Source organism: Paenibacillus sp. FSL K6-1558 (assembly GCF_038002565.1).
Classification (GTDB): Bacteria; Bacillota; Bacilli; order Paenibacillales; family Paenibacillaceae; genus Paenibacillus; species Paenibacillus polysaccharolyticus.
Window position 1 is genome coordinate 2,413,460 of the sequence record NZ_JBBOCV010000001.1, and the last position, 19,796, is coordinate 2,433,255.

Here is a 19,796-nt window from a genome sequence, read left to right on the forward strand (position 1 = left end):
TACGGGGCACTGTGCACACCTCCTCCTGGCCGAGATTAAGGGAATATAATGCTTAGCAACTCATTGATTCTTCGATCATACGTGTGATCTTTTAATGTCCGTTCAAGCCCACGCAGGGCAATCTCACGCCGCTCTTTCTCATGTGCGAGGTAATAATCGACTTTCTCAAGCATTTCTTGCGGTGAAGAATACGTTTCGATCTCTACCCCTGGTTTATAGAAACGCGCCAGATCGTCGCGTGCATCGGTTAACTGCAATGTTGTGCTGGCGGCAATCTCGAACGTTCTCGGGTTTGGTGAGGCTGGCGGAATTTTGATCTGATTATTGTTGACTGAGTCATCCTCATGGGAGCGATGCAGATTGATAACGATTTTGGTGCCGTTGTACACATCATTTGTTTCTTGAGGACTCATCCAGCGACCCAGCTCAATTTTCTCGCCATAAGCCGTATAGTCAGGCAGTCGATCCCACCAGATGCCGTTAAAGACCGTATTATGTGACATGAGTTGCGGCATAATCGGGTTGAAGAAATATACGCGGTTCCAGTATGCCGAGCCGATAAAGCTGACATCTCTTTTCAGTGGGGAAGGGGTTGTGATTGGGAAGTAGTGGTTCGTAAAAGCGGCAAAAGGCATATAATGCACGGATGCGCAGCCATGCTGGCGATACAGTTCTACACAATTCAGTTCCAGTGTGAATACATGATCATAATGCTTCACGATCTCCAGAGTCATATCCGTATAATACGGATCGTCTGTGAGCCAGATCGCCGTCTGAATACCCGCTTGGCGTATGGCATCGATCTGCTCGATAGGGATATCCATCCCGTCCAGCACAAGCACCAGGTTTGGACGGGTTTCCAGTGCCACTTGAGAGACCGGCTGGCGAGGATCAGACAGCGTCACCTGAGCAACCATCCCCTGTAGCGTAGACATAATGGCTTCATCGAGCGGAGAGTAAGGGAAGCCTTTACCCGAAGAAACATAGAGCACATGAAGTTGCCGGAAAGGTAGCGGCTCCTGAGCACAATTTACAATATAGTTGGCGCGGCCCCGCAGATACCCTTCTTCTTTGCCTGCGTCAAATCCGGCCTGCCTTCCATTTTTACGAGCCTGATCTGCCAGGCTGAGTATAGGTGGTTGATGAACCTTTCTCGTTTTACGGTGTTTGATAGACATACCGCCACTCCTTTTTATTTGGGATAACGTTGCTTCCTGAGGTTGCCCTTCCACTGAAGAGACACTACAGATGTCCTAACAACTCGGTAATGCGGCGGTTAAACGTATGACGATTCATGGTAGTGAGCAGACCTCGCCAAGCGAGAGTCTGGCGTTCTTCTTCATGATGCAAGTAATAGTGGATCTTGCGCTGCAATTCTGCCGCTGAGGAGAACGTTTCAATGTCATACCCTGGCTGATAATAACGGGGCAAATCTCCGCGAGTGTCAGTAATCTGCATCGTGCCACAGGCACCGATCTCATAGGTGCGCGGATTGATCGATCTCCCCTGTAAATGATGGGTGTTTCGATTATCCTCACCATTCTCGCAAGTTCGGTGTACGTTAATCACGATTTTGGCGCCATTGTAATAATCAACCGTTGCCTCCGGGTCAATCCATCCTTCGTGAATGAACTGCCCCAGTACATCCAGCCGTGCCAACCGATTCCACTGACTTCCGGCAATGAACACTTTTTTATCCGCAAGGTAAGGTGCAAGCTGATTAAACAGATCAATCCGGTTCCAAAATCCAGTGCCAATAAAGCAAACATCGTACTGATATTGCGGCTCGGTGCGGCGCGGATGATACATGCCTGGATTTACTGCCAGTGGCATGTAAATGACCCGCCTTGCTCCCTGGTTTGTGTAGAAGGGCACAGCTGCCTCTTCATGAGTAAACACGATGTCGTAATGCTGACAGATGGTCGCGGTATCCTCCGTGAAATAGGGATCATCGACAAACCATACCGCCGTCCTAATCCCCAGTTCACGTATTCCCTTCACCTGCTCCAGGTGATTCTCGGGAAATACGTGCAGACCGTTCATCACAAGAACAACATCAGGCCGGTGTTGGCTGGCTTCTTGCAACATCGCTGCTGGCGATCCAACAACGCATTCTCGAACCGACTGTTGCAGTGCCAGAATGACACCCTGATCAATGGCATCGAATCCCTGCGGGATATACAGTACCTTCATGTCCCGCAGGGTCGGTTCGAACGGTTGCACCCGCTCCATGATGGCCTGACAGCCGCCAAACCTGCGGCCTTCTGCATATCCGCCGCGGTAGGCCGCCTCCGCTTCAGTCAGCGGGCGGTGTCTTCGTTTTGCCACATTCTTCACCCTGTCTTCCTTCAAGGAGATCTCATTCCTGACTCTCCACGAGATTGGTCTTCCCTCTAAAGGATATGCCTCGGGGTCAGATGCATCATGGACGGGTGTCCTGCAAGGCTCAAAATTGGCGTCTGCCCTCCATGTTCGCCTGCACGGGCATGTCCGCTACTGCGGTCATGCAAATAGCCCGGAGGGATCTGTCCCTCCGGGCTGTAGCCTTAACCTGTATATTCTCCATAAGCAATCATCGAGATATGGTTGTCATTCGCTTTTTTCTTTAGCCGAACTATCCGGATCATCTGTATCTTTTATAGCATTGTCGGTATTAGCTATGTCTTGAACAACTCCATCGATTACTGCGCTTTGTATGCCAGTTGATGTCCGTCCTCGAATCCCTTGGCGAAACCCGCGTTGAATCCCTCGTTGTACGCCTCGTTGTATCCCTGACTGTACGCACTGTCCGGGTTTGGATCGGTAGGGGTAACCGGGGCGACAGGTCGAACAAGTTTTTTGTTCCGGTACCTCTGCACCGTACGTTTCTTTTTTTTCAGCCACGCGCTACGTCCTTTGCCAGTGCGCTTGTGAACGACACGTTTAGATTTCAGCGCACGCAACTTGCGGATCTTACGCAAGCGGGCACCACGCGCTAATAAAGCACGTTTGGATTTTAATCTGGACTTCTTTTTTAACATATCAGCATTCCTCCTGTAGGTCCCCGGCGGTACGAACGACACATCCGGGGTCTTTGAGCCAAGGCAGACCCGGCTCCCCATGGCGAATTCGGGCCAGCCTGATCCCCGTGATCATACGAGACATCTCTTCCTGATAACGACTAAGCAGACGTATATTCTCCGCGAGACTGCGGGCGGATACTTCCGAATGAGAAGACACACTGGCTACACTGTCCAGAATGCGGGCGAGCGCCTGCTGGCTATGTGCAATCGATTCGATGAGTGCCAGTTTGGCCTCCTGCTCACGCTGCAACAGACTCATTTTCCCAGATCCCCGAGATCCATGCCGCCAAACATGCCCCCGTCCATTCCGCCGCCATCTTCGCTGTCATTCTGGACCATCACGGCTTTAAGGTTGTTGCACAGTCCCGTTTCCATGCGCGTTAATCCTTCCAGCAATTCCACCAGTTGCTCATGCATTTTAAGGGGTTCACCAACCTGATCGCCATGAGTTAAAAAGCTGTCCCCGTTCAGATGATTCAGCGTCCAATTCCGTACTTTTTCCGCCTCAATGGCTTTGGCTTCCAGAATTAACGCAATGTTCCACTGCATTTTGGCTGCAGCATCCAGCATTAGAATGAGACTTTGTTCTCTGCTCATGTTTCATCACCCGCCTTCCGGGCCTATTCTTCCTCTTGTACCGCGATCTCCCGCATAACCTGGGTCAGCGTCTCAGCCACAGCTTCTTCCAGATCCGCAAGCCCTCCCAGGTAGGAGATAATGCTTTTGTTAATCTGTCCCGAGCTGTCCAGCAAACCTTCAACCCCATCCAGTTCCGGCTCGTTATCCGGCAAATGGTGGATGATCTCCGACATGCGCACAGCAACCTGACGTTTGGCGTCCAATACCCGTGCAATCTGCTGGTGGGAATGCGCGATATGGTTAATAATTTCATCGATTTTGCTCTGCATGGTGCTCCTCCTTTCGGTTAAGGCCTGCTTCACCCATAGAAAAAAAACGGCCTATCAGCATTTGCCTGCTACAGCATATGCCGGGCCGGGAGCGTCAGTTACTCCAGCTTGCGCCTATATCGTTAAATTGCATAATCCCCATATCCTATGAATTACTTGGCTTCGATGTCCTCAAATTACATACTTCTGCCAGGAAAATAACAGCTGAGGAAATGACTAGGGCAAACTTTTATTCATAAGCAAAAAAGCCACTCTCCTGGACTGAACAGGAGAATGGCTTTGTTCTTGAATTGGGTAATTCATCGTTGTACTTCAAAGTAGTATTTCAATGTTGTTTACTTCGTGCTATCTGCGACTTGCCCATTTGATTTTACGTGCCACTTCCACTCGCTGTAGTTGCAAAACACCAACACGTTCTTCAAACTTCTTGCGTTCATCCACAGAATGAGCGGCGTGGATCTGATGACACAGACCTGTTAGTTTGCTGTTGATATAATCGAATCTCATCCATAATTCTTCTTCAGGAGTATGTTGCTGCTCCGGTGCCGTTTGAAATATTTTGAGTTGCTGGATAAGGGACTGGCGCCATTCCTGATCTTGAATTTGGATGGCAAAATGCAAAAGATCCAGATAATCATCGATTTGCAACGATATGTCGCAATCAGGTTTAGTCTTCATCGTCGTCTCTCCTTATTTCAATGCTTGGCTGGAATCAGTTACCTCCTATTTTACAGGAACAAGCCCATGGAAAGCGAGTGCTGAAAGGTAAAATTTCGGGAAAATATTTGTTTTTTTTCGCTCAAAAGGGCTTTACTTTTCCATAATGATGATTTTCATCCCTTTTGAGGACATATGTCATCAGATTCATAATAAAAACCCGCAATCCGAGAATAAATTCTCTTAGCGGGTTTTATATCATTTTGCCTATTACAGCAGATTATTACCAATGATTCGCAAGTTATTTAAACTAAAAGGATGCTTTGCTATCGCGCTGCTGTCTCGTCATAAGTAACATTAGAAAAGAGATGATAACAATCGATATCGTCCAAGCCCAGGCCATCGTCTGATTTCCTGAATCCACAGCGACATAAATGGCCGTTGGCACCGTCTGTGTTTTGCCTGGAATGTTGCCAGCGATCATCAATGTTGCGCCAAACTCCCCCAGTGCACGGGCAAAACCCAAAATAAAAGCTGTCATCAACGCTCTGCCTGCCAGTGGCAACGTAATGTAGCGGAAGACCTGCCATTCATTAGCTCCAATCGATCTGCCTGCATCCTCCAGGTCTCGATCCACCCCGTTAAAACCGGATTTCATCGTCTGATACACCAGTGGGAAGGCCACAACGACAGAAGCAATGACCGCAGCCCACCACGAAAAAATGACAGGGGCCGAAAAGATCGCCTCGATCCAGCGTCCAAGCAGACTTCTGCGACCCAAAATAACCAGTAGCAAGAATCCAACCACCGTTGGAGGAAGCACAAGCGGAAGCATCAGAATCGTTTCCAGAAAAATTTTGCCGCGAAATGTAGTACGTGACATTTTCCAAGCGACAGCTACCCCCACCACAACCGCTATAACGCTGGATAACAGCGCCACCTGAAGGGACAGACGCACCGGGGGCCAGAACACGGACCAATCGATCGCGTTCATATTCATTTCGGAATCGAAAATCCGTATTTCGCAAAGATATCCAGCACTTCAGGTGTTTGCAGATAAGCATAGAACTGTTCAGCTTCCGTGCGATGTTTCGTACCTTCAATGATGCCTAGCGGATAATTGGCAGGTGTGTAACTGTTTTTATCTACTTCAAACGCAATCTTTACCTGCTTGGAAGTCAGCGCATCGGTTTTATACACAAAACCTGCATCCGCATTACCTGTTTCTACATATTGAAGAACCTGTCTTACGTCTTTGCCTTGAACAAGCTTCTTCTCAAGCTGATCCCAAAGCTTCGCATTGGTCAAAGCTTCCTTCGCATAAGTACCTGCAGGTACGCTCTCTGGAATGCCAATGGCTACCGTTTTGATGCCATCATTCGTTAAATCCTTTTCACTGGCTACTGCGCTTGTCCCATCCGCCGGTACAATAGCTACCAATGAATTTTGAAGCAGGTTCTTCTGGTCGCTTGAGGCAATCAGGTTCTCATCAACCAAGGCTTTCATATTTTTCGCAGACGCGGATACAAAAATATCTGCCGGTGCTCCCTGCTCAATCTGCTGCTGAAATGCACCGGACGCTCCGAAGTTAAAGCTCAGGCTGATATTGGGATTGGCTTGTTCAAAATTCGTCTGGATCTCCTTCATTGCATCGGTCAGACTTGCTGCAGCGGATATCGTCAGCTCGACTTTTTCCAGTGGCTCAGTCGCTGCCGGTGTTGTCTTTTCACCGGATGCCGCTGGTGCAGAAGCTGCTGGTTGAGTTGCGGAAGAAGCCGCATCTTGCTTGTTTGTGTCTGTGTTGGCTCCGCAACCAGCCAGTACAAGCGCCAGCCCCAGTGACATAGTTCCAAGTACATATGTAATTCGTTTGTTCATTTGTTCTCCCCCATATTTATGTTTAATATCATGTTTAGTTATAACTAGATATAATTGATTATAACTAATTATACACAGAACATGCGAAATAGGAAGGTGACATTAATCACATTCTACATCCGAGACAATATGTCAGCTTTTTATTGTGCGTTCTAAGGTTTATGCGTGTCTTCAAATAATGGTATAGTACAAGAAACGCCATTGTATCGATGGGAATAAGAATTAGAATATGAGTGGACTACACATATAGGGTTTTAATATAAAATTTTAACGCCTTTATAATATAGAGGGAGGTTCTTCACTAATGACGGAGGAGCAATCCTACACAACCGAAGAAATAGCCAAGCTGCTTAAAATATCCAAACTAACTGTCTATGATTTGATCAAAAAGGGAGACCTTGTCGCCTACCGAGTGGGCAAACAGATGCGCATCGATGCTGCCGATCTGGATGCTTACAAACGCCGTTCCAAGCAACTCCAGTCCCCGGCACAGGCGAGGCCAAATGTCTTGCCTGGGACGACAACAACCGAGCAACTATCGACCGAGGCTGTCCAGAAGCATAGCCCAGTTGCTGGCTTATCCACAGTCACGGATCAAAGCGAGTCTCAGCATGCGATGACATCTAATCATAGGATAGCGTCCCCTTCTCCAATGATTGCTGCACCTTCATTCGCTAGTTCTTCGGCTAGCTACAGTCAGAACATCGCGGGTGCGGCGCGACATCTCGTTATAACGGGTCAGGATGTCAGTCTGGATATTCTGATGCGTCATATGGAGAAGCAATCCCGAGACATTCGTCCTCTTCGCTCCTTCATGGGTAGTCTGGATGGGCTAATCTCGATGTATCGGGGGGAGTCCGACCTGGTCAGCACTCATCTGCTGGACGGAGACACGGGGGAGTATAATCTTCCCTATATCCGCAAAATTTTAACAGGCTGGTCCTATGTCGTTGTCAATCTGCTGTCTCGCCCTGCCGGTCTATATGTTCCACGCGGTAATCCCCGTCAATTGAACGACTGGACCGATCTAAACCAATCTAACCTGCGCCTCGCGAATCGGGAAAAAGGTTCTGGCGCCAGAGTGCTGCTGGACGAGCAGTTACGGCTACACGGGATTTCTGCTGCTGGACTACTCGGATATGATGTGGAGGAAACAAGTCATATGGGCGTCGCAGCCAAAGTCAGCTCCGGCGAAGCCGATGTAGGTGTCGGCATAGAGAAGGCCGCTCGCCTTGTCGGGCAAGTCGATTTCATTCCTCTCGTGCAGGAGCGCTACGACTTGGTCATGCTGAGAAAACAGGGGAACGAGGCCTGGATTGAATCCGTTCTGCACATCCTCCGATCTCCAGAGTTCAGACAAGAACTGCGAGCATTTGAAGGATATGACGTATCGCGTACGGGCGAAGTGTTATTCGAGGCATAGCTGTGGGAGAGGTGAGTAGCTTGGAGTGTGTACGAATGAAGGAGGAGTTGTGAACGGGGATAGAGGGGGAAGGATGGCAGTGTGTAGATAGTAGCATGGTTGTACGGTCTACGGTGGCAGGAAACCCGTGTACTCTAGTACGTTCAATGTCTTCTCTTCAACAAATGACTGCTACTCCACCTGCACTTCCTAACGCTAACGATCACCAGAGAGCTTATTCGGCTGAAAATTACCGATTTCCCCACCAAAATCGCTAATTCTAGCAAAATAACGCTTCTACGGATCGTTAGAATTTCAAACCCGCTTTTTTGAGATGAATAGCGTTTCTGGGGATCGTTAGAATTTTGGACTAGAAAATTTCAGATGCACGAGTCGGGCCTACTGCAGCAGTTTCATTCACATACTCCACTTGTTCGCACCATCAGCTGTTCCACCTACTCTCTCACTTCTCTTCTTTCTACCAGCCTGTTCCAGTGTCTAACATTATGGTGTTACATCTCCGTATGTGCAGTCTTCCACGATAAAACAAAAAAAGGACCCCAATCGTTGTTCACGATTTCGATCCCCGTATAGCCAATGCGAGCTTCTCCAGTTATTTTAGTTAGTTCAGTTATTTCAGTTCTATTACCAAGCGCATCATTATTTGTTTAATCACGTTCGCGCCAAAACATCCCGGATTCATCACGTTCCACTTGCTCCAACGCATCCTCGAAATCGAAACATGGCACAACAATGTCCGCCGGACTCCAGCTGTGCTGATCATCGCTAGCGTACACCTTCCACCGGTTTCCCTCCCAGTAAAAGCGAGCGATCGGCATTCGCTCCCACTGATGTCGTTGTCCAGCAGGACGTTCTTCATTGAGAATCAACTCATTATCCTTCATTTCATAGGTTAACTTCACCATCGTCCGTAGCTCTGCCGGTACTTTCTCATGGACATAACCGTTCATCAAGGATACAATACGCCGCTGCGTAAACATATCCAACATGGGAGAGACCTCCTTATCGAGTACTCCGCTTATCATGCTTACCAGCTGGACTTGGTAACACCCGGAATCTGACCTTGATGAGCCAGTTCACGGAATTTGATCCGGGAAACTTTGAATTTGCGCAGATATCCACGCGGACGACCAGTGATCTCGCAACGACTTTTTAATCGCGTTGGTGATGCGTTACGGGGCAACTTTTGCAGCGCCTCATAATCACCTTTTTCCTTCAGTTCCCGGCGTAGATCCGCATACTTCGCTACGATTGCCTGACGTTGTTTCTCACGCACAACCTTTGATTTTTTAGCCATCTTTTACAGCTCCTTATCCTCTTAAGTCTTGTATAATATTTGATTAATTCACATAGTCTCTACAGGCCACGGTAACGGATTTTCAAAATGTCCCCAATCCGCCAGCATCTCTTCATCGCTGAGCAGACATTGATCCAGTTCATCTTCAATGATAGAACGCTCCATATCAATGCCGATCATGACCAGTTCCGTTTGGCGATCGCCCCACTCGGCATCCCATTTTGCAACCACATCCGGCTCTGTCCGCAAAATCTCTTGCTTGTCCGCTTCCGGCAGCGCGGCAACCCAATGTCCGGCAGGCCCAAACTGAATGGATGGCCCCGCCTGACTCAGACTGGCAGCCACATCTCCTTCAGCGGCAAGCCATACCAGCCCTTTGGCACGTACAACCTCTTCCGGCCAGTAGCTCATGAATTCAGCGAGACGGGAAGGATGGAACGGCTTCCTGCGGCGGTACACAAATGATCCGATACCGTATTCTTCGGTCTCAGGCGTGTGGGACTCTTTTTCCAACTCCTGAATCCACCCGGCCGACATGCTCACTTTCTCAAAATCAAACCGTCCCGTATTCAGAATCTCTACCGGATTCACCTGTCCGTTCACCGTACGAATGATTTTGGCACTCGGCTGCAACTTGCGGATAATACCCTCCAGTTTGTGAAGTTCCGTTTCTTCCACGAGATCACACTTGTTCAGCAGCAACACATCACAGGTTTCGATCTGATCGATGAGCAAATCCACTACATCACGGGTATCGTCTTCCCCGGTTGCCTGATTCCGATCCAGCAAGCTTTGTCCCGAAGCATAGTCATGCCAGAAACGGTTAGCATCAACGACAGTAACCAGACAATCCAGCTTCGCCAATCGTGTCAGATCAATACCTGTCTCTTCATCGGCATATGTAAATGTCTGTGCCACCGGAACAGGTTCACTAATGCCCGTCGACTCGATCAGGATGTAGTCATACTTGCCTTCGTTTACGAGCTTCTCGATCTCCTGCATTAGATCATCACGGAGAGTGCAGCAAATGCAGCCGTTAGACATTTCCACCAGTTTCTCTTCGGTACGAGAGAGTGTAGCCTCCCCTTTCACCATCGCCGCATCAATGTTGACCTCACTCATGTCGTTCACGATCACAGCGACTTTCAGCCCTTGCCGATTGTGCAACACATGATTCAGAACCGTCGTTTTGCCTGACCCAAGGTAACCGCTGAGAACGGTCACCGGTATTTGCTTTTGTGTCATATAGATCTACTCCTTATAGGTACAGTTCACCTTGATCGATGGATTTCCAAATTTAATAGTAATAATTACGATTAACAACAATGACTATAATCCTGCTTGGCTTCGTTGTCAAATCTTTTTTCGTATCTCGTGCAAAAAAACAATGAAAAAAGCTTATGAATCCCCTGCACATTCGCATCCATGATGCGCTTCGCAGAAGAACCATAAGCTTTAACTGTACCGTCTCATTTATAGCTCTACACCTAAATCTACATCGTACCTCTGCCTTTCCTTCAGCCTTCCAACTCAATTCACTGATGTAGAAATAACCTTATTCCCGGCTTCCATCCGCTGTCTGAAAAGCACCACGACAATCAATGCGGCAACAGAGAGCATCGTACAAACGGTAAACATCACGGAATAAGAGCTAATCTGTACCACAACGCCCATCGCCAGCCCGCCCAGTGAAAAACCGAGATCATACGAGGACATAAATATGCCCATAAGCACATACCTCGAATCCGCAGGCAATACAAAGGACAAATACGTGGTCAGCGTTGGATACAATAAAGCTAGGGCAAAACCGCTAAACACCGCAGAGATATACACAAATGGCCCCAGCATATCCATCAGGCTAAGCAGCTGTGTCCCCAGTGCCGCAGATAACATCAGACCTGCCATAAGCCACGTATTCCAGCTGCCGTCTGACGGTATTTTTTTGCGCAAAATGAATCGGCACAGGATCACCACGAGACCCTGAATCGTCAAAAAGATACCCGCGCTCGCCATACCAGTCGATACCATATATAGCGGAAGAAAGGTCGCTGTCGCACCAAATACACAGGATGCAAACAGCATCACCACACTGCTGACGAGCAGGGGTGTACTGCGCCAGATGCCACTGAACGAGCGAAGCATATCCCCCAGCGTATACGTTTTGTTCTGCACCGTACTCTGTGGTAAATCCACCTTGTATCCGAGCAACAAGGGGAGTGCCGCCAGTCCAATCATCAACAGCGTGAACGCCAGCTCACTGGCGTTTTGCCAGATTTGCACGGCCAGAATCGGGATGACTAGCGAAGGCACCATCGTAAACAGGGTGTACATCGCCAGGCCTTGCGCACGATCCTTATCCTCCAGTCTTTCTACAATGCCTGCCTGCATCGTCATTGAGAAAAATGCGGTCGCCACGCCCTGCAATGCCCGTAGCCACAGGTACGTTTCCACCCCGGACACGATAAACAGTAGCAACGTCCCGGCATGTAACATCAGCAGCCATCGCATAACCCGGAGCGGTCCATATTTGCCCAGCATCTGTGCAGCAAATGGTCGCAATAGCATACAGGTGAACATGTAACTGCCCATCATCAGACCAATTTCAGCCTGATTTAACCCGGCGGCTTCACTACGCAAAGGCAAAATAATCGTTAACGCCGCATTCGCCGCAAAAAATAAAAAAGCCAGTATGTAAAACCCGATAAAGGAAAACGATACCGGGTTTAATTTTCCACTGGATGTTTTCGTTCTAGAATCTTTCAATAGATCATACCTGCTTTCTCTAACACGTACCCACATTCTCTGGCCGTCAGCTCATGAGGTTCTGGTAGTCGCTTTACGCCGTTCATAGGCAAAAACGATCATTACCGCTCCTAGAATAGCACAGATCGTGTACATAAATGAATAGGACGACAGATCAGCAATCGGTCCCATGACCACACCCCCGAGCGAAATGCCCAAATCAGCCGTCGCAATAAACAAACCCATGAGTACATTGCGGTTCAGCTGAGGCAAAACAAAGGACAGATACGTCGTGAGTGTTGGATACAAAATGGCTTGAGCGATTCCCATCAGAACAGCACCCAAATAAAAGAAGGGCATGCCTCCCGTAACCGAAAAACTCACACACTGCGCCGCAACTGCCAGCAACAGCATCGTGGTCATCATAAACGGTGAATGCCACTTCCCGTCCGAAGGAATGCGTTTGCGGAGTGCGATTCGAGCCAGCACCACTGTACCCGCCTGCAACATCAAGTATACGCCAGCATTGCCGCCAGGAACCTGACTTGCATACAGCGGAATAAATGTAGTGACCGCGCCAAATACCACCGATGCACTCAGCATCAGCACACAGCAACGGAACAACAATGGATTTCTCACCAGCTGTCCGAAGGACTCCCACATACTCACGTTCTGCCCGGATACATCTGCAGCCGTCTGTGTCCTCTCCTTATTTTGTTCCATCTTGGCGGTATATCCAAATCCCCCCGTACAAACTGCAATCCCGATCAGCACCACTGTAAAATAATCCATGCCTCCGGTCTGCCAAACGGCTAAAGCCAGCACCGGGCCAACAATGCCCGGAATGTAGCTGAACAGCGAATAATAAGAAATGCCCTGAGAACGGTCTTTCTCCGGTAGTGCATCAATGATGCCCATCTGTAGCGCCATGGAAAAAAAGGCTGTCGATACCCCTTGCAAAATACGGGCAAGCAGATAACCGCCAAGCCCTGTAAACGTGTAGAGGATCAGTGCAAATCCATTGATTATCAGAATGATCCGCAGGATTTTGATCGGCCCGTGCTTTTGAATCATTTTACCTGCCCACGGTCTGAAAAACATCGTGGTAAACATATACGCACCCATAATCAGCCCGATCGTCGTACTGCTCGCACCCAGGAATGCCCCCTGCAACGGAATAATCACATTCAGAATGGCATTGGCACTGAAATAGAGCAGCACCAAAATGTACAAACGCAAAAAAGGCCATGACATTGCCCCACTCACAACGGATATTCCCTCCTTTCAATCACAACCTTCTCCCCCACTTCTCCACGCTATAGTGAAATGAGATGGCTTAACAATTGTTGAGCATAGTCAGACTTTACATGTTTTAACTGATCAACCGAAACCGTTTCTTCAATCTGGCCTTCTCTGAAAAAAACAAACCTGTCGCAGATATAGGCTGCCGCCTGAATGTCGTGCGTAATGAAGACATAACTCATCTTGTACAGGCTTTTCAATGATTTCAGCAACTGCAAAACCTGAATCTGGACCGACACATCCAGCGAGCTGACGGCTTCGTCCAGTACAAGGTACTGCGGCTCTGTCGACACTGCTCTCGCGATGCAGACTCGTTGTGCTTCCCCGCCGGACAGCTCATGTGGATACTTGGGTCGGTACGATGAGTCCAGTCCAACTTGGGCAAGCAATATATCTACTTTTGCATGAATCTGTTGTCCTTGTGCTGACTTTTGGAGTGCCTTCATCGGCTCCATAATTGCATCCTGCACCGTAAGGAACGGGTTGATGGATGAGGTATAGTTTTGAAAAACTGCGCTGATGCGGCCCATCCGCACGCGCCGGTCTTTCACATCTTTTCCCTCCAGCCGGATGGCCCCGCGATCCGGGCTTTCCAGTCCCAGCATCAACCGACCCAGTGTAGATTTGCCGCTGCCACTCTCGCCAATAATGCCGAGGCATTCACCATGCCGGCATTCCAAGGTCACCTTTTTCAACACCTGCTGTCGATGCTTCGAGAATAATCCGCCTTGTGCATATGATTTTTCAACCTGCTCTACCGTTAGCATCTATGATCCCTCCTGCATCAATGCTTTGAAATGATTGCTCAGTTCCAGCCGGGTAGATACGAGATAACGGGTATAGGCATGGGTAGGCTCCTGCAAAACAGACTGCATGTTACCCTGCTCAACAATTTTCCCGTCTTTCATAACCATCACATCATCTGCAATCTTCCGCACAACGCCGAGATCATGGGAGATAAAAATCATGGAGCATCCCATACGTTCTCGCAGCTGAATCAGTTGCTCCAGCACTTCGTACTGGGAGATCGTATCCAGCGCCGTGGTTGGCTCATCCGCAATAATTAGATCCGGTTCGAGCACAAGTGCGAGTGCAATCATAATTCGTTGCAACATGCCGCCAGACAGCTGATGTGGATATTTGTTCAGAATGTCCATCGGATTTCGGAGCATGACACTTTCCATTGCGAGCCGCATTCTCCGCTCTAGCTCACGGGTATTCCAATGGTAATGCGTCTGCAACGTCTCCCGGATATGTACACCGATCATACAGGAAGGATCAAATGCACTCATGCCCTGCTGCAAAATCATACACAGCTGCTTGCCTCGTCGACGCCGCATCTCCTTTTCGGAGAGCTGATTCAGATCTGTGCCCTGAAACAGCATCTTTCCCGATTGGCGCATATTGGGCTTATTCAGCCGCATCAGCGCTCTGCATGTGACGGATTTGCCGCTGCCGCTCTCCCCAACAATCGCCATGCAACTTCCCTGCCGCACCGAAAATGAACTGTCATGAATAATGGCCTGATCTGTACGCGTATCCCACACTTTCAGATGCTCAACCTCGACTATATTCATAGGTTGCCTTTCTCACCTCTCTTTCACGAGATTTATCCGGCTTGCCTGGAGAGGTCATCAATTTCGGGTCTAGTGCCACCTGAAGTGCATCCGATAAAAAGTTAAAAGCCGATACCACAACAACGATCGCAAGCCCCGGTGCAAGCATCAATTCAGGTCTGGAAAACATGACTTCTCTCGCCTCATTCAGCATCATGCCCCACTCTGCATGGGGTGCCTGAATGCCCAGACCAAGGAAAGATAGCCCCGATACCTGAAGCATCATGGAACACATTGCACCACTGGAGATTACCGCGATATCGGCAAAGGTTACCGGAATGATGTGACGTGTAATAATCGTGCAACTGGGTATGCCGGAAGCTTTGGCGAATTTCACATAATCCATGTCCGAAAACTGCATAACGGAAGTACGAATGACACGCGCAAACCAGGCCCATTTCATGCAGACAAAGGCGATCAGAATATTTTCCAGTCCCGCCCCCAAAATGCCAACCACCGCCAGCGTCATCACATACCCGGGAAAAGACAGCATAATGTCACAGATCCGCATCAACCACGCATCCACTTTACCTTTGAAATACCCTGCGGCAAATCCCGCCGCCGCACCGATCAGTACCGAGAAACCGAGTGCCGCCAGCACCCATAACACACTCGGACGGATACCGTAGATCAGTCTGGATAAGACGCATCGGCCAAGGTGGTCATTGCCTAACAGATAAGGCCAGGAAGGTGAGGCATAGCGTAGTTTCATGTTGACAGCTCCAGGGTCATGAGGTGCAACGAGAGGTGCACAGATTCCCAGAACAAGGGTCACGACAATAACGGCAAGAGAGGTCACGGCGAGTTTGTCACGGCTCAGATTTTTGAATAGTCGCATCAGATTTCCTTTCTTAAACGAGGATTAAGCGCGGCATTGATCAGGTCCGAAAGCATGTTAAATACCACAAACGTTACCGCCAAAATAAGCACATAGGCCTGAATGATCGGAAAATCCCGGCTCAGAATCGACTTTACACTTAGCCGGCCAAGCCCCGGCCACGCAAATACATTTTCAATAACAACGGTACTGCCCAGTACAATCGGAATCGCCATGCAGAAGATGGACACCGCGACTTGCAGGGAGTTACGCAGGATGTGCAGCATGACCTTCCGCTCGCTAAGGCCGCTCGCGCGCGCATATAACACATAATCCTCATTCATGTTGCTCAGCATCGCACTGCGTACCGCCCGAAAATAAATGCCCGTATAACTGACCGTGATCACCAGCACAGGCAGAATGTAACTACGATAAGAATCCATGCCGCTGGTCGGCAGCAGGTCTAGTTTCACCGAAAAGTACCAGATCAGGATGGCCGCAAGCCAATAAGACGGCATCGCTGTCAGGAAAAAGGAGACGCCTCTGACCGATTGATCAAGCAACTTCCCTTCTTTCAAAGCACATAGTACGCCAAGTAATATGGATAACAGGATGATGAACACGGATGACACCAGCGTAAGCTTTAACGTGTTCAGTAAAGCCGGCCCGATTAAAGACCACACCGACTCACTGGACACGTAAGAATATCCGAAGTCAAACTGTACAACGGCCGCCATCCAGTCCATATAACGAACGAAGAAAGGCTGGTTAAAACCCAGCGCTTCATTCGTTTGAGCGATCAGTTCATCGGTGATCTGCGGTACATCCTGAGCCTGTAGGACAACGACTGCCGGGTCGAGTGGAGAGAGATTGATCAACAGAAAAGTAATCAACGAAATGACGACCAGCAAAGGGATGGTCAGCAGCAGTCGTTTGGCAATATAACTTCCCATATCCCTCCCCCTCTACTCGAATTTCATCTTTTCAAACGGCAATTCATACTGTGTCTGTTTAAAGGTAATGCCTTGCAGACGTTTCGGAGCAACAATGGTGACACGCCCGTTCGTAAGCGGGATGAACACCGCTTCATCATGTACTATGTTTAAAATATCCGCATAAAGTGCTTTTCTCGATTCTCCATGTTGAAATGCGGTTGTTGAGTCATCGTCGGTCGAGCTCATCACCTGATCGATTTTCCGATACAGTTCATGCGCTTCGGCAATGCCACTTGTTGTATGTTTGTACGCCGAATCCGATGTAAACGCGGTGATGGTGCTCTGCGGGTCATACGCTAGTCCCCAGGTCTGGTTGAACAACAGGTCATATTCCCCGGTCGCTCTTCGGTTCGCAATGGAAGAGGACTCCTCACCTGTCAGATCAAGCTCCATACCGATCTCTTTCATCGCATATTGGATGAACTCCGCCTGCATTTTCTGTGAGGATGAATTGCTGTCGTAATACAGCTTCATCGCTAAAGGTTTGCCGTTCTTTGTACGCACCGTCTTGCCCTCTGCCAAAGTCCAGCCTGCCTGATCCAGCAGACGTTTAGCTGCTTCCGGATCATACGTTCGAACCTTTAGATCGACATTGGCGTAGTTCACATTCGATGAAAACAACGTACTTGCTACCGTCTGCGTGCCATTAAAAATATCCTTGCTGATCGTCTCCCGATCGATACCGATCCATAACGCTTCCCGCACCGCTTTTTCATGAACCGGGCTGTTCTGCTTGCTGCTATTCGCCACAATCATCGCCGTGTTCATCGCATCACTTCGCACCATCTGATACTCACCGGATGTAGCGAGTTGATCCATCGCTTCTACATCAATGCTGTCTGCCCCGCGGTCATCCGTGAAGACAAAGTTGATCTCCCCTTTTTGCAGTGCCAAATAGGTTGTTTCTCCAGCGGGGAGCACTTTGGCCGTAATTTTCTGAATGGCAGGTATACCACCCCAGTATTCCGTATTGGCTTCAAAGGTGGCGTTTTCTTCGACCTTGTGCCCCGTCAACTTGTACGGCCCAGTCCCATGGAAACCGTTCACCCCGTCCTTGGTTCCACCCTTTTTGAAATCCTTTGGTGAGATGAAGACATACGGCCTGGTCATGGACAACTCTACGAGCGTCGGATAATAGGCATCGGAAAGATCCAACTCCACGGTGTATTCATCCTTCACTTTGACATCCTTCAGCTTCGTGGAGAGCTTGATCCAGGCATGTTTCTCGGCATTGGCCTGAACCGCTTCGATATTCTGTCTGACCGCTTCGGCGTTAAATGGCTCGCCGTCATGGAACTTCACCCCTTTGCGCAGATGAAAGGTGTACGTTTTGCCATCCTTGGAGATGTCCCATGATTCAGCGAGCAATGGTTTGATTCCCTCAGCCGTGTTCTCGACCAGAGATTCGTACACCATGCCTTGCGCAGGCATCGAGCCTGTGTACAGATGCGGGTTCATATCGTTAATATCTTTCGCGGAAGCATAGATAATTTCATTATTGATCCTACCGACTGATGATGCGGCTTCGGTATTTTCCTTTGTGGCACGCTGAGCACAGCCCGATATCATCGCAATGACAGCAACCAGTGTTATAATGCGTGTAAAAGTACGCCTTTTTCTCACCATAGTTCCCCCTGATAAACAAATAAGATTCAAGCAGATCATTGCTTGTTACTCCATGCCACTTCGATTGCAGTACCATCTCGCAATACGGCTTTCTTTCAGAAAACTTTGAACTCTGCTTCTTCAGATATAACTAGACCTTACCGCCCGTAAGTCCGTTACAGATCATGCGAACATCCTGCCCAAACGACTGGATCACAAACGCGGTCGACAAACGCTGATCTGGATGTGTACGCGTCACTTCCTGAAGCTTTGCTTCATATGTGGCAATGAAATGATCTATCGTTGGACAGGCGACATTCACATGTCTCGCGATGCCCTGAATCATTTTGATGCGGTAATAGTCTTCCTTGGGCATTCTCGGAACGTCGAGTTCACCCTCGCGGTTTATAAATATTCGGCGGAACGGAACTGCGGAGAAGTCAAAATATGTGCCGTTAGCATCCGGTTCCGAGAACGGATCAATCAATAATGAGGCGTACCGTATGTATAATAAAAACTCCTGATGGATAGCCTCGAATTGATCAAATTGCTCGATATCCTGACGTGATAAACTCTCTGATCGAACCGGATAATTGTCATCCGTCATAAACTGCAGCAGGTTTAATCCCTGAATATGAAGTCTGTCTGTAATCTGCCGGATCTCCTGCCACTGTGACCGCATACTGCGAATGAGCGCGGGTGTAATCGGCCCTTCGGGATAAAGCTTGTAAACATACTTTTGAACACGTTGCTCACCAAAAATCACTTCTAGCGAAAAATCATTCATAAAAAGCGGTGGATGAACGTAGAGCGAAATATTTCTTGTTTCGGCTTCCAGTGGGGAAGACATGACGGCGAGTGAAATATGCAACCGCTCAAATAACTCGCTTAATTGCTGTACATAGGTTGAAGAGGGAACCGTGGAGCCGATGTAAACCTTCCTTTTGACTCCCGTGGTGATCACTTCATTGGACGGTTGTTCATGCACCCAGCGGGTATCGCCCAGATAGGTGGAGAAGCTGATGATTTCCGGGGATACATTCCGCTCAAGCAAATACTGGCTCACCAGAAGACTGGAACCGAAGGTTGGGGAAACCAAAACAACGAATTTCAGTTGTTTAACGAATTCATCATTGATTTCTTGGAGTACATCGATATAAGCATCGGTGGTGACTGCCAATATCAGCGTATCCCACTCCCCTTCAAGGGTGTTGTATCCCTTAAACACCTGATCCACCGTACATTCCCCTGCCAAGGGTCGATGGTTCTCATTTTGAATCGTCACCTGAACGTGTTGCTTGCTCTGTTCCAGTGATGCAAAGAACGATGCTGACCGCACCGATTCCCTACCCGCCATACCCACGTGACAGCCCAGATGTATTTTCAAAGTTACCGCAAGCTGAATGGACACAGGACCCGTGCCGCATAACAGAACTCTTTCAACGCCGCTCATATATACCTCCCTGTAAAAAATCATAGACCAGATTACACTTC

At 48.7% G+C, this 19,796-nt stretch carries 21 protein-coding genes; 1 reads left to right on the top strand and 20 read right to left on the bottom strand.

All coding sequences use genetic code 11. From position 1 onward, the window contains the following. Positions 1-35 precede the first annotated feature (35 nt). From MHI38_RS10370 to modA, 9 genes are all read right to left on the bottom strand, one after another. On the bottom strand, positions 36-1,178 hold the full coding sequence (locus tag MHI38_RS10370) for a CgeB family protein (protein ID WP_244159292.1): 1,143 nt from the start codon (positions 1,176-1,178) through the stop codon (positions 36-38). Between the two features lie 64 nt (positions 1,179-1,242). Next, complete coding sequence (locus MHI38_RS10375) at positions 1,243-2,337, bottom strand: CgeB family protein (protein WP_154891013.1); 1,095 nt, start codon at positions 2,335-2,337, stop codon at positions 1,243-1,245. A gap of 344 nt (positions 2,338-2,681) precedes the next feature. Continuing rightward, positions 2,682-3,020, bottom strand: coding sequence for a hypothetical protein (locus MHI38_RS10380; RefSeq protein WP_154891014.1), 339 nt, complete (start codon positions 3,018-3,020; stop codon positions 2,682-2,684). Between the two features lies 1 nt (position 3,021). Beyond that, positions 3,022-3,321 (bottom strand): hypothetical protein, encoded by a 300-nt coding sequence (locus MHI38_RS10385; RefSeq protein WP_154891015.1) that lies wholly within the window; start codon positions 3,319-3,321, stop codon positions 3,022-3,024. Further along, positions 3,318-3,659: a restriction endonuclease subunit S gene (locus MHI38_RS10390; protein WP_145335438.1), complete on the bottom strand. Its 342-nt coding sequence runs from the start codon at positions 3,657-3,659 to the stop codon at positions 3,318-3,320. The genes MHI38_RS10385 and MHI38_RS10390 overlap by 4 nt, the downstream gene beginning before the upstream one ends. A gap of 23 nt (positions 3,660-3,682) precedes the next feature. Beyond that, positions 3,683-3,970 (bottom strand): nucleoside-diphosphate sugar epimerase, encoded by a 288-nt coding sequence (locus tag MHI38_RS10395; RefSeq protein WP_090919291.1) that lies wholly within the window; start codon positions 3,968-3,970, stop codon positions 3,683-3,685. A gap of 345 nt (positions 3,971-4,315) precedes the next feature. Next, a complete protein-coding gene (locus MHI38_RS10400; RefSeq protein ID WP_090919294.1) occupies positions 4,316-4,648 on the bottom strand; it encodes a hypothetical protein in 333 nt (110 codons plus the stop codon). A 289-nt stretch (positions 4,649-4,937) separates the two neighbouring features. Next, positions 4,938-5,627 (bottom strand): molybdate ABC transporter permease subunit, encoded by a 690-nt coding sequence (modB, locus tag MHI38_RS10405; protein WP_186809759.1) that lies wholly within the window; start codon positions 5,625-5,627, stop codon positions 4,938-4,940. Continuing rightward, positions 5,624-6,505 (bottom strand): molybdate ABC transporter substrate-binding protein, encoded by an 882-nt coding sequence (modA, locus tag MHI38_RS10410; RefSeq protein ID WP_154891016.1) that lies wholly within the window; start codon positions 6,503-6,505, stop codon positions 5,624-5,626. The genes modB and modA overlap by 4 nt, the downstream gene beginning before the upstream one ends. A gap of 304 nt (positions 6,506-6,809) precedes the next feature. Between modA and MHI38_RS10415 the strand changes: the two genes are divergently transcribed. Continuing rightward, positions 6,810-7,928, top strand: coding sequence for a substrate-binding domain-containing protein (locus tag MHI38_RS10415; protein WP_154891017.1), 1,119 nt, complete (start codon positions 6,810-6,812; stop codon positions 7,926-7,928). A 647-nt stretch (positions 7,929-8,575) separates the two neighbouring features. Here MHI38_RS10415 and MHI38_RS10420 read toward each other — a convergent pair. The 11 genes from MHI38_RS10420 to MHI38_RS10470 all read right to left on the bottom strand — a co-directional run bounded on the left by MHI38_RS10420 (position 8,576) and on the right by MHI38_RS10470 (position 19,755). Then, positions 8,576-8,917 carry a DUF3024 domain-containing protein gene (locus tag MHI38_RS10420; RefSeq protein ID WP_186809760.1) on the bottom strand — a complete coding sequence of 114 codons (342 nt, stop codon included), beginning with the start codon at positions 8,915-8,917 and terminating at the stop codon, positions 8,576-8,578. Positions 8,918-8,955: 38 nt separating this feature from the next. Next, positions 8,956-9,225, bottom strand: a complete 270-nt coding sequence (rpsN, locus tag MHI38_RS10425; RefSeq protein WP_090919307.1) for a 30S ribosomal protein S14 — start codon at positions 9,223-9,225, stop codon at positions 8,956-8,958. A 48-nt stretch (positions 9,226-9,273) separates the two neighbouring features. After that, positions 9,274-10,470: a GTP-binding protein gene (locus MHI38_RS10430; protein ID WP_341181239.1), complete on the bottom strand. Its 1,197-nt coding sequence runs from the start codon at positions 10,468-10,470 to the stop codon at positions 9,274-9,276. Positions 10,471-10,755: 285 nt separating this feature from the next. Beyond that, positions 10,756-11,988: a staphylopine family metallophore export MFS transporter CntE gene (gene cntE, locus MHI38_RS10435; protein ID WP_253491628.1), complete on the bottom strand. Its 1,233-nt coding sequence runs from the start codon at positions 11,986-11,988 to the stop codon at positions 10,756-10,758. A gap of 51 nt (positions 11,989-12,039) precedes the next feature. Continuing rightward, entirely contained in the window at positions 12,040-13,233 is a 1,194-nt protein-coding gene (cntE, locus tag MHI38_RS10440) for a staphylopine family metallophore export MFS transporter CntE (protein ID WP_341181240.1), read from the bottom strand. 50 nt (positions 13,234-13,283) lie between these two features. Then, complete coding sequence (locus MHI38_RS10445) at positions 13,284-14,036, bottom strand: ABC transporter ATP-binding protein (protein WP_154891022.1); 753 nt, start codon at positions 14,034-14,036, stop codon at positions 13,284-13,286. Continuing rightward, positions 14,037-14,846, bottom strand: a complete 810-nt coding sequence (gene cntD, locus MHI38_RS10450) for a staphylopine uptake ABC transporter ATP-binding protein CntD (RefSeq protein ID WP_154891023.1) — start codon at positions 14,844-14,846, stop codon at positions 14,037-14,039. Next, a complete protein-coding gene (gene cntC / locus MHI38_RS10455) occupies positions 14,827-15,723 on the bottom strand; it encodes a staphylopine uptake ABC transporter permease subunit CntC (protein ID WP_154891024.1) in 897 nt (298 codons plus the stop codon). The genes cntD and cntC overlap by 20 nt, the downstream gene beginning before the upstream one ends. Continuing rightward, the gene (opp1B, locus tag MHI38_RS10460) at positions 15,723-16,655 is read right to left on the bottom strand and encodes a nickel/cobalt ABC transporter permease (RefSeq protein WP_154891025.1); all 933 of its coding nucleotides are present in this window, start codon (positions 16,653-16,655) and stop codon (positions 15,723-15,725) included. Before opp1B ends, cntC begins: the two co-directional genes overlap by 1 nt. Positions 16,656-16,667: 12 nt before the next feature. Beyond that, positions 16,668-18,320: a staphylopine-dependent metal ABC transporter substrate-binding lipoprotein gene (cntA, locus tag MHI38_RS10465; protein ID WP_445667208.1), complete on the bottom strand. Its 1,653-nt coding sequence runs from the start codon at positions 18,318-18,320 to the stop codon at positions 16,668-16,670. Positions 18,321-18,453: 133 nt separating this feature from the next. Further along, entirely contained in the window at positions 18,454-19,755 is a 1,302-nt protein-coding gene (locus MHI38_RS10470) for an opine metallophore biosynthesis dehydrogenase (RefSeq protein WP_341181241.1), read from the bottom strand. Positions 19,756-19,796: the final 41 nt, after the last annotated feature.

Coding starts and splice junctions, on each gene's coding strand:
- modA (WP_154891016.1), bottom strand. CDS start 6,505: ATGAACAAACGAATTACATATGTACTTGGAACTATGTCACTGGGGCTG.
- MHI38_RS10400 (WP_090919294.1), bottom strand. CDS start 4,648: ATGAAGACTAAACCTGATTGCGACATATCGTTGCAAATCGATGATTAT.
- MHI38_RS10415 (WP_154891017.1), top strand. CDS start 6,810: ATGACGGAGGAGCAATCCTACACAACCGAAGAAATAGCCAAGCTGCTT.
- cntD (WP_154891023.1), bottom strand. CDS start 14,846: ATGAATATAGTCGAGGTTGAGCATCTGAAAGTGTGGGATACGCGTACA.
- MHI38_RS10370 (WP_244159292.1), bottom strand. CDS start 1,178: ATGTCTATCAAACACCGTAAAACGAGAAAGGTTCATCAACCACCTATA.
- MHI38_RS10430 (WP_341181239.1), bottom strand. CDS start 10,470: ATGACACAAAAGCAAATACCGGTGACCGTTCTCAGCGGTTACCTTGGG.
- MHI38_RS10380 (WP_154891014.1), bottom strand. CDS start 3,020: ATGTTAAAAAAGAAGTCCAGATTAAAATCCAAACGTGCTTTATTAGCG.
- MHI38_RS10470 (WP_341181241.1), bottom strand. CDS start 19,755: ATGAGCGGCGTTGAAAGAGTTCTGTTATGCGGCACGGGTCCTGTGTCC.
- opp1B (WP_154891025.1), bottom strand. CDS start 16,655: ATGGGAAGTTATATTGCCAAACGACTGCTGCTGACCATCCCTTTGCTG.
- modB (WP_186809759.1), bottom strand. CDS start 5,627: ATGAATATGAACGCGATCGATTGGTCCGTGTTCTGGCCCCCGGTGCGT.
- MHI38_RS10385 (WP_154891015.1), bottom strand. CDS start 3,321: ATGAGTCTGTTGCAGCGTGAGCAGGAGGCCAAACTGGCACTCATCGAA.
- MHI38_RS10445 (WP_154891022.1), bottom strand. CDS start 14,036: ATGCTAACGGTAGAGCAGGTTGAAAAATCATATGCACAAGGCGGATTA.
- MHI38_RS10395 (WP_090919291.1), bottom strand. CDS start 3,970: ATGCAGAGCAAAATCGATGAAATTATTAACCATATCGCGCATTCCCAC.
- MHI38_RS10420 (WP_186809760.1), bottom strand. CDS start 8,917: ATGTTGGATATGTTTACGCAGCGGCGTATTGTATCCTTGATGAACGGT.
- MHI38_RS10390 (WP_145335438.1), bottom strand. CDS start 3,659: ATGAGCAGAGAACAAAGTCTCATTCTAATGCTGGATGCTGCAGCCAAA.
- rpsN (WP_090919307.1), bottom strand. CDS start 9,225: ATGGCTAAAAAATCAAAGGTTGTGCGTGAGAAACAACGTCAGGCAATC.
- cntC (WP_154891024.1), bottom strand. CDS start 15,723: ATGCGACTATTCAAAAATCTGAGCCGTGACAAACTCGCCGTGACCTCT.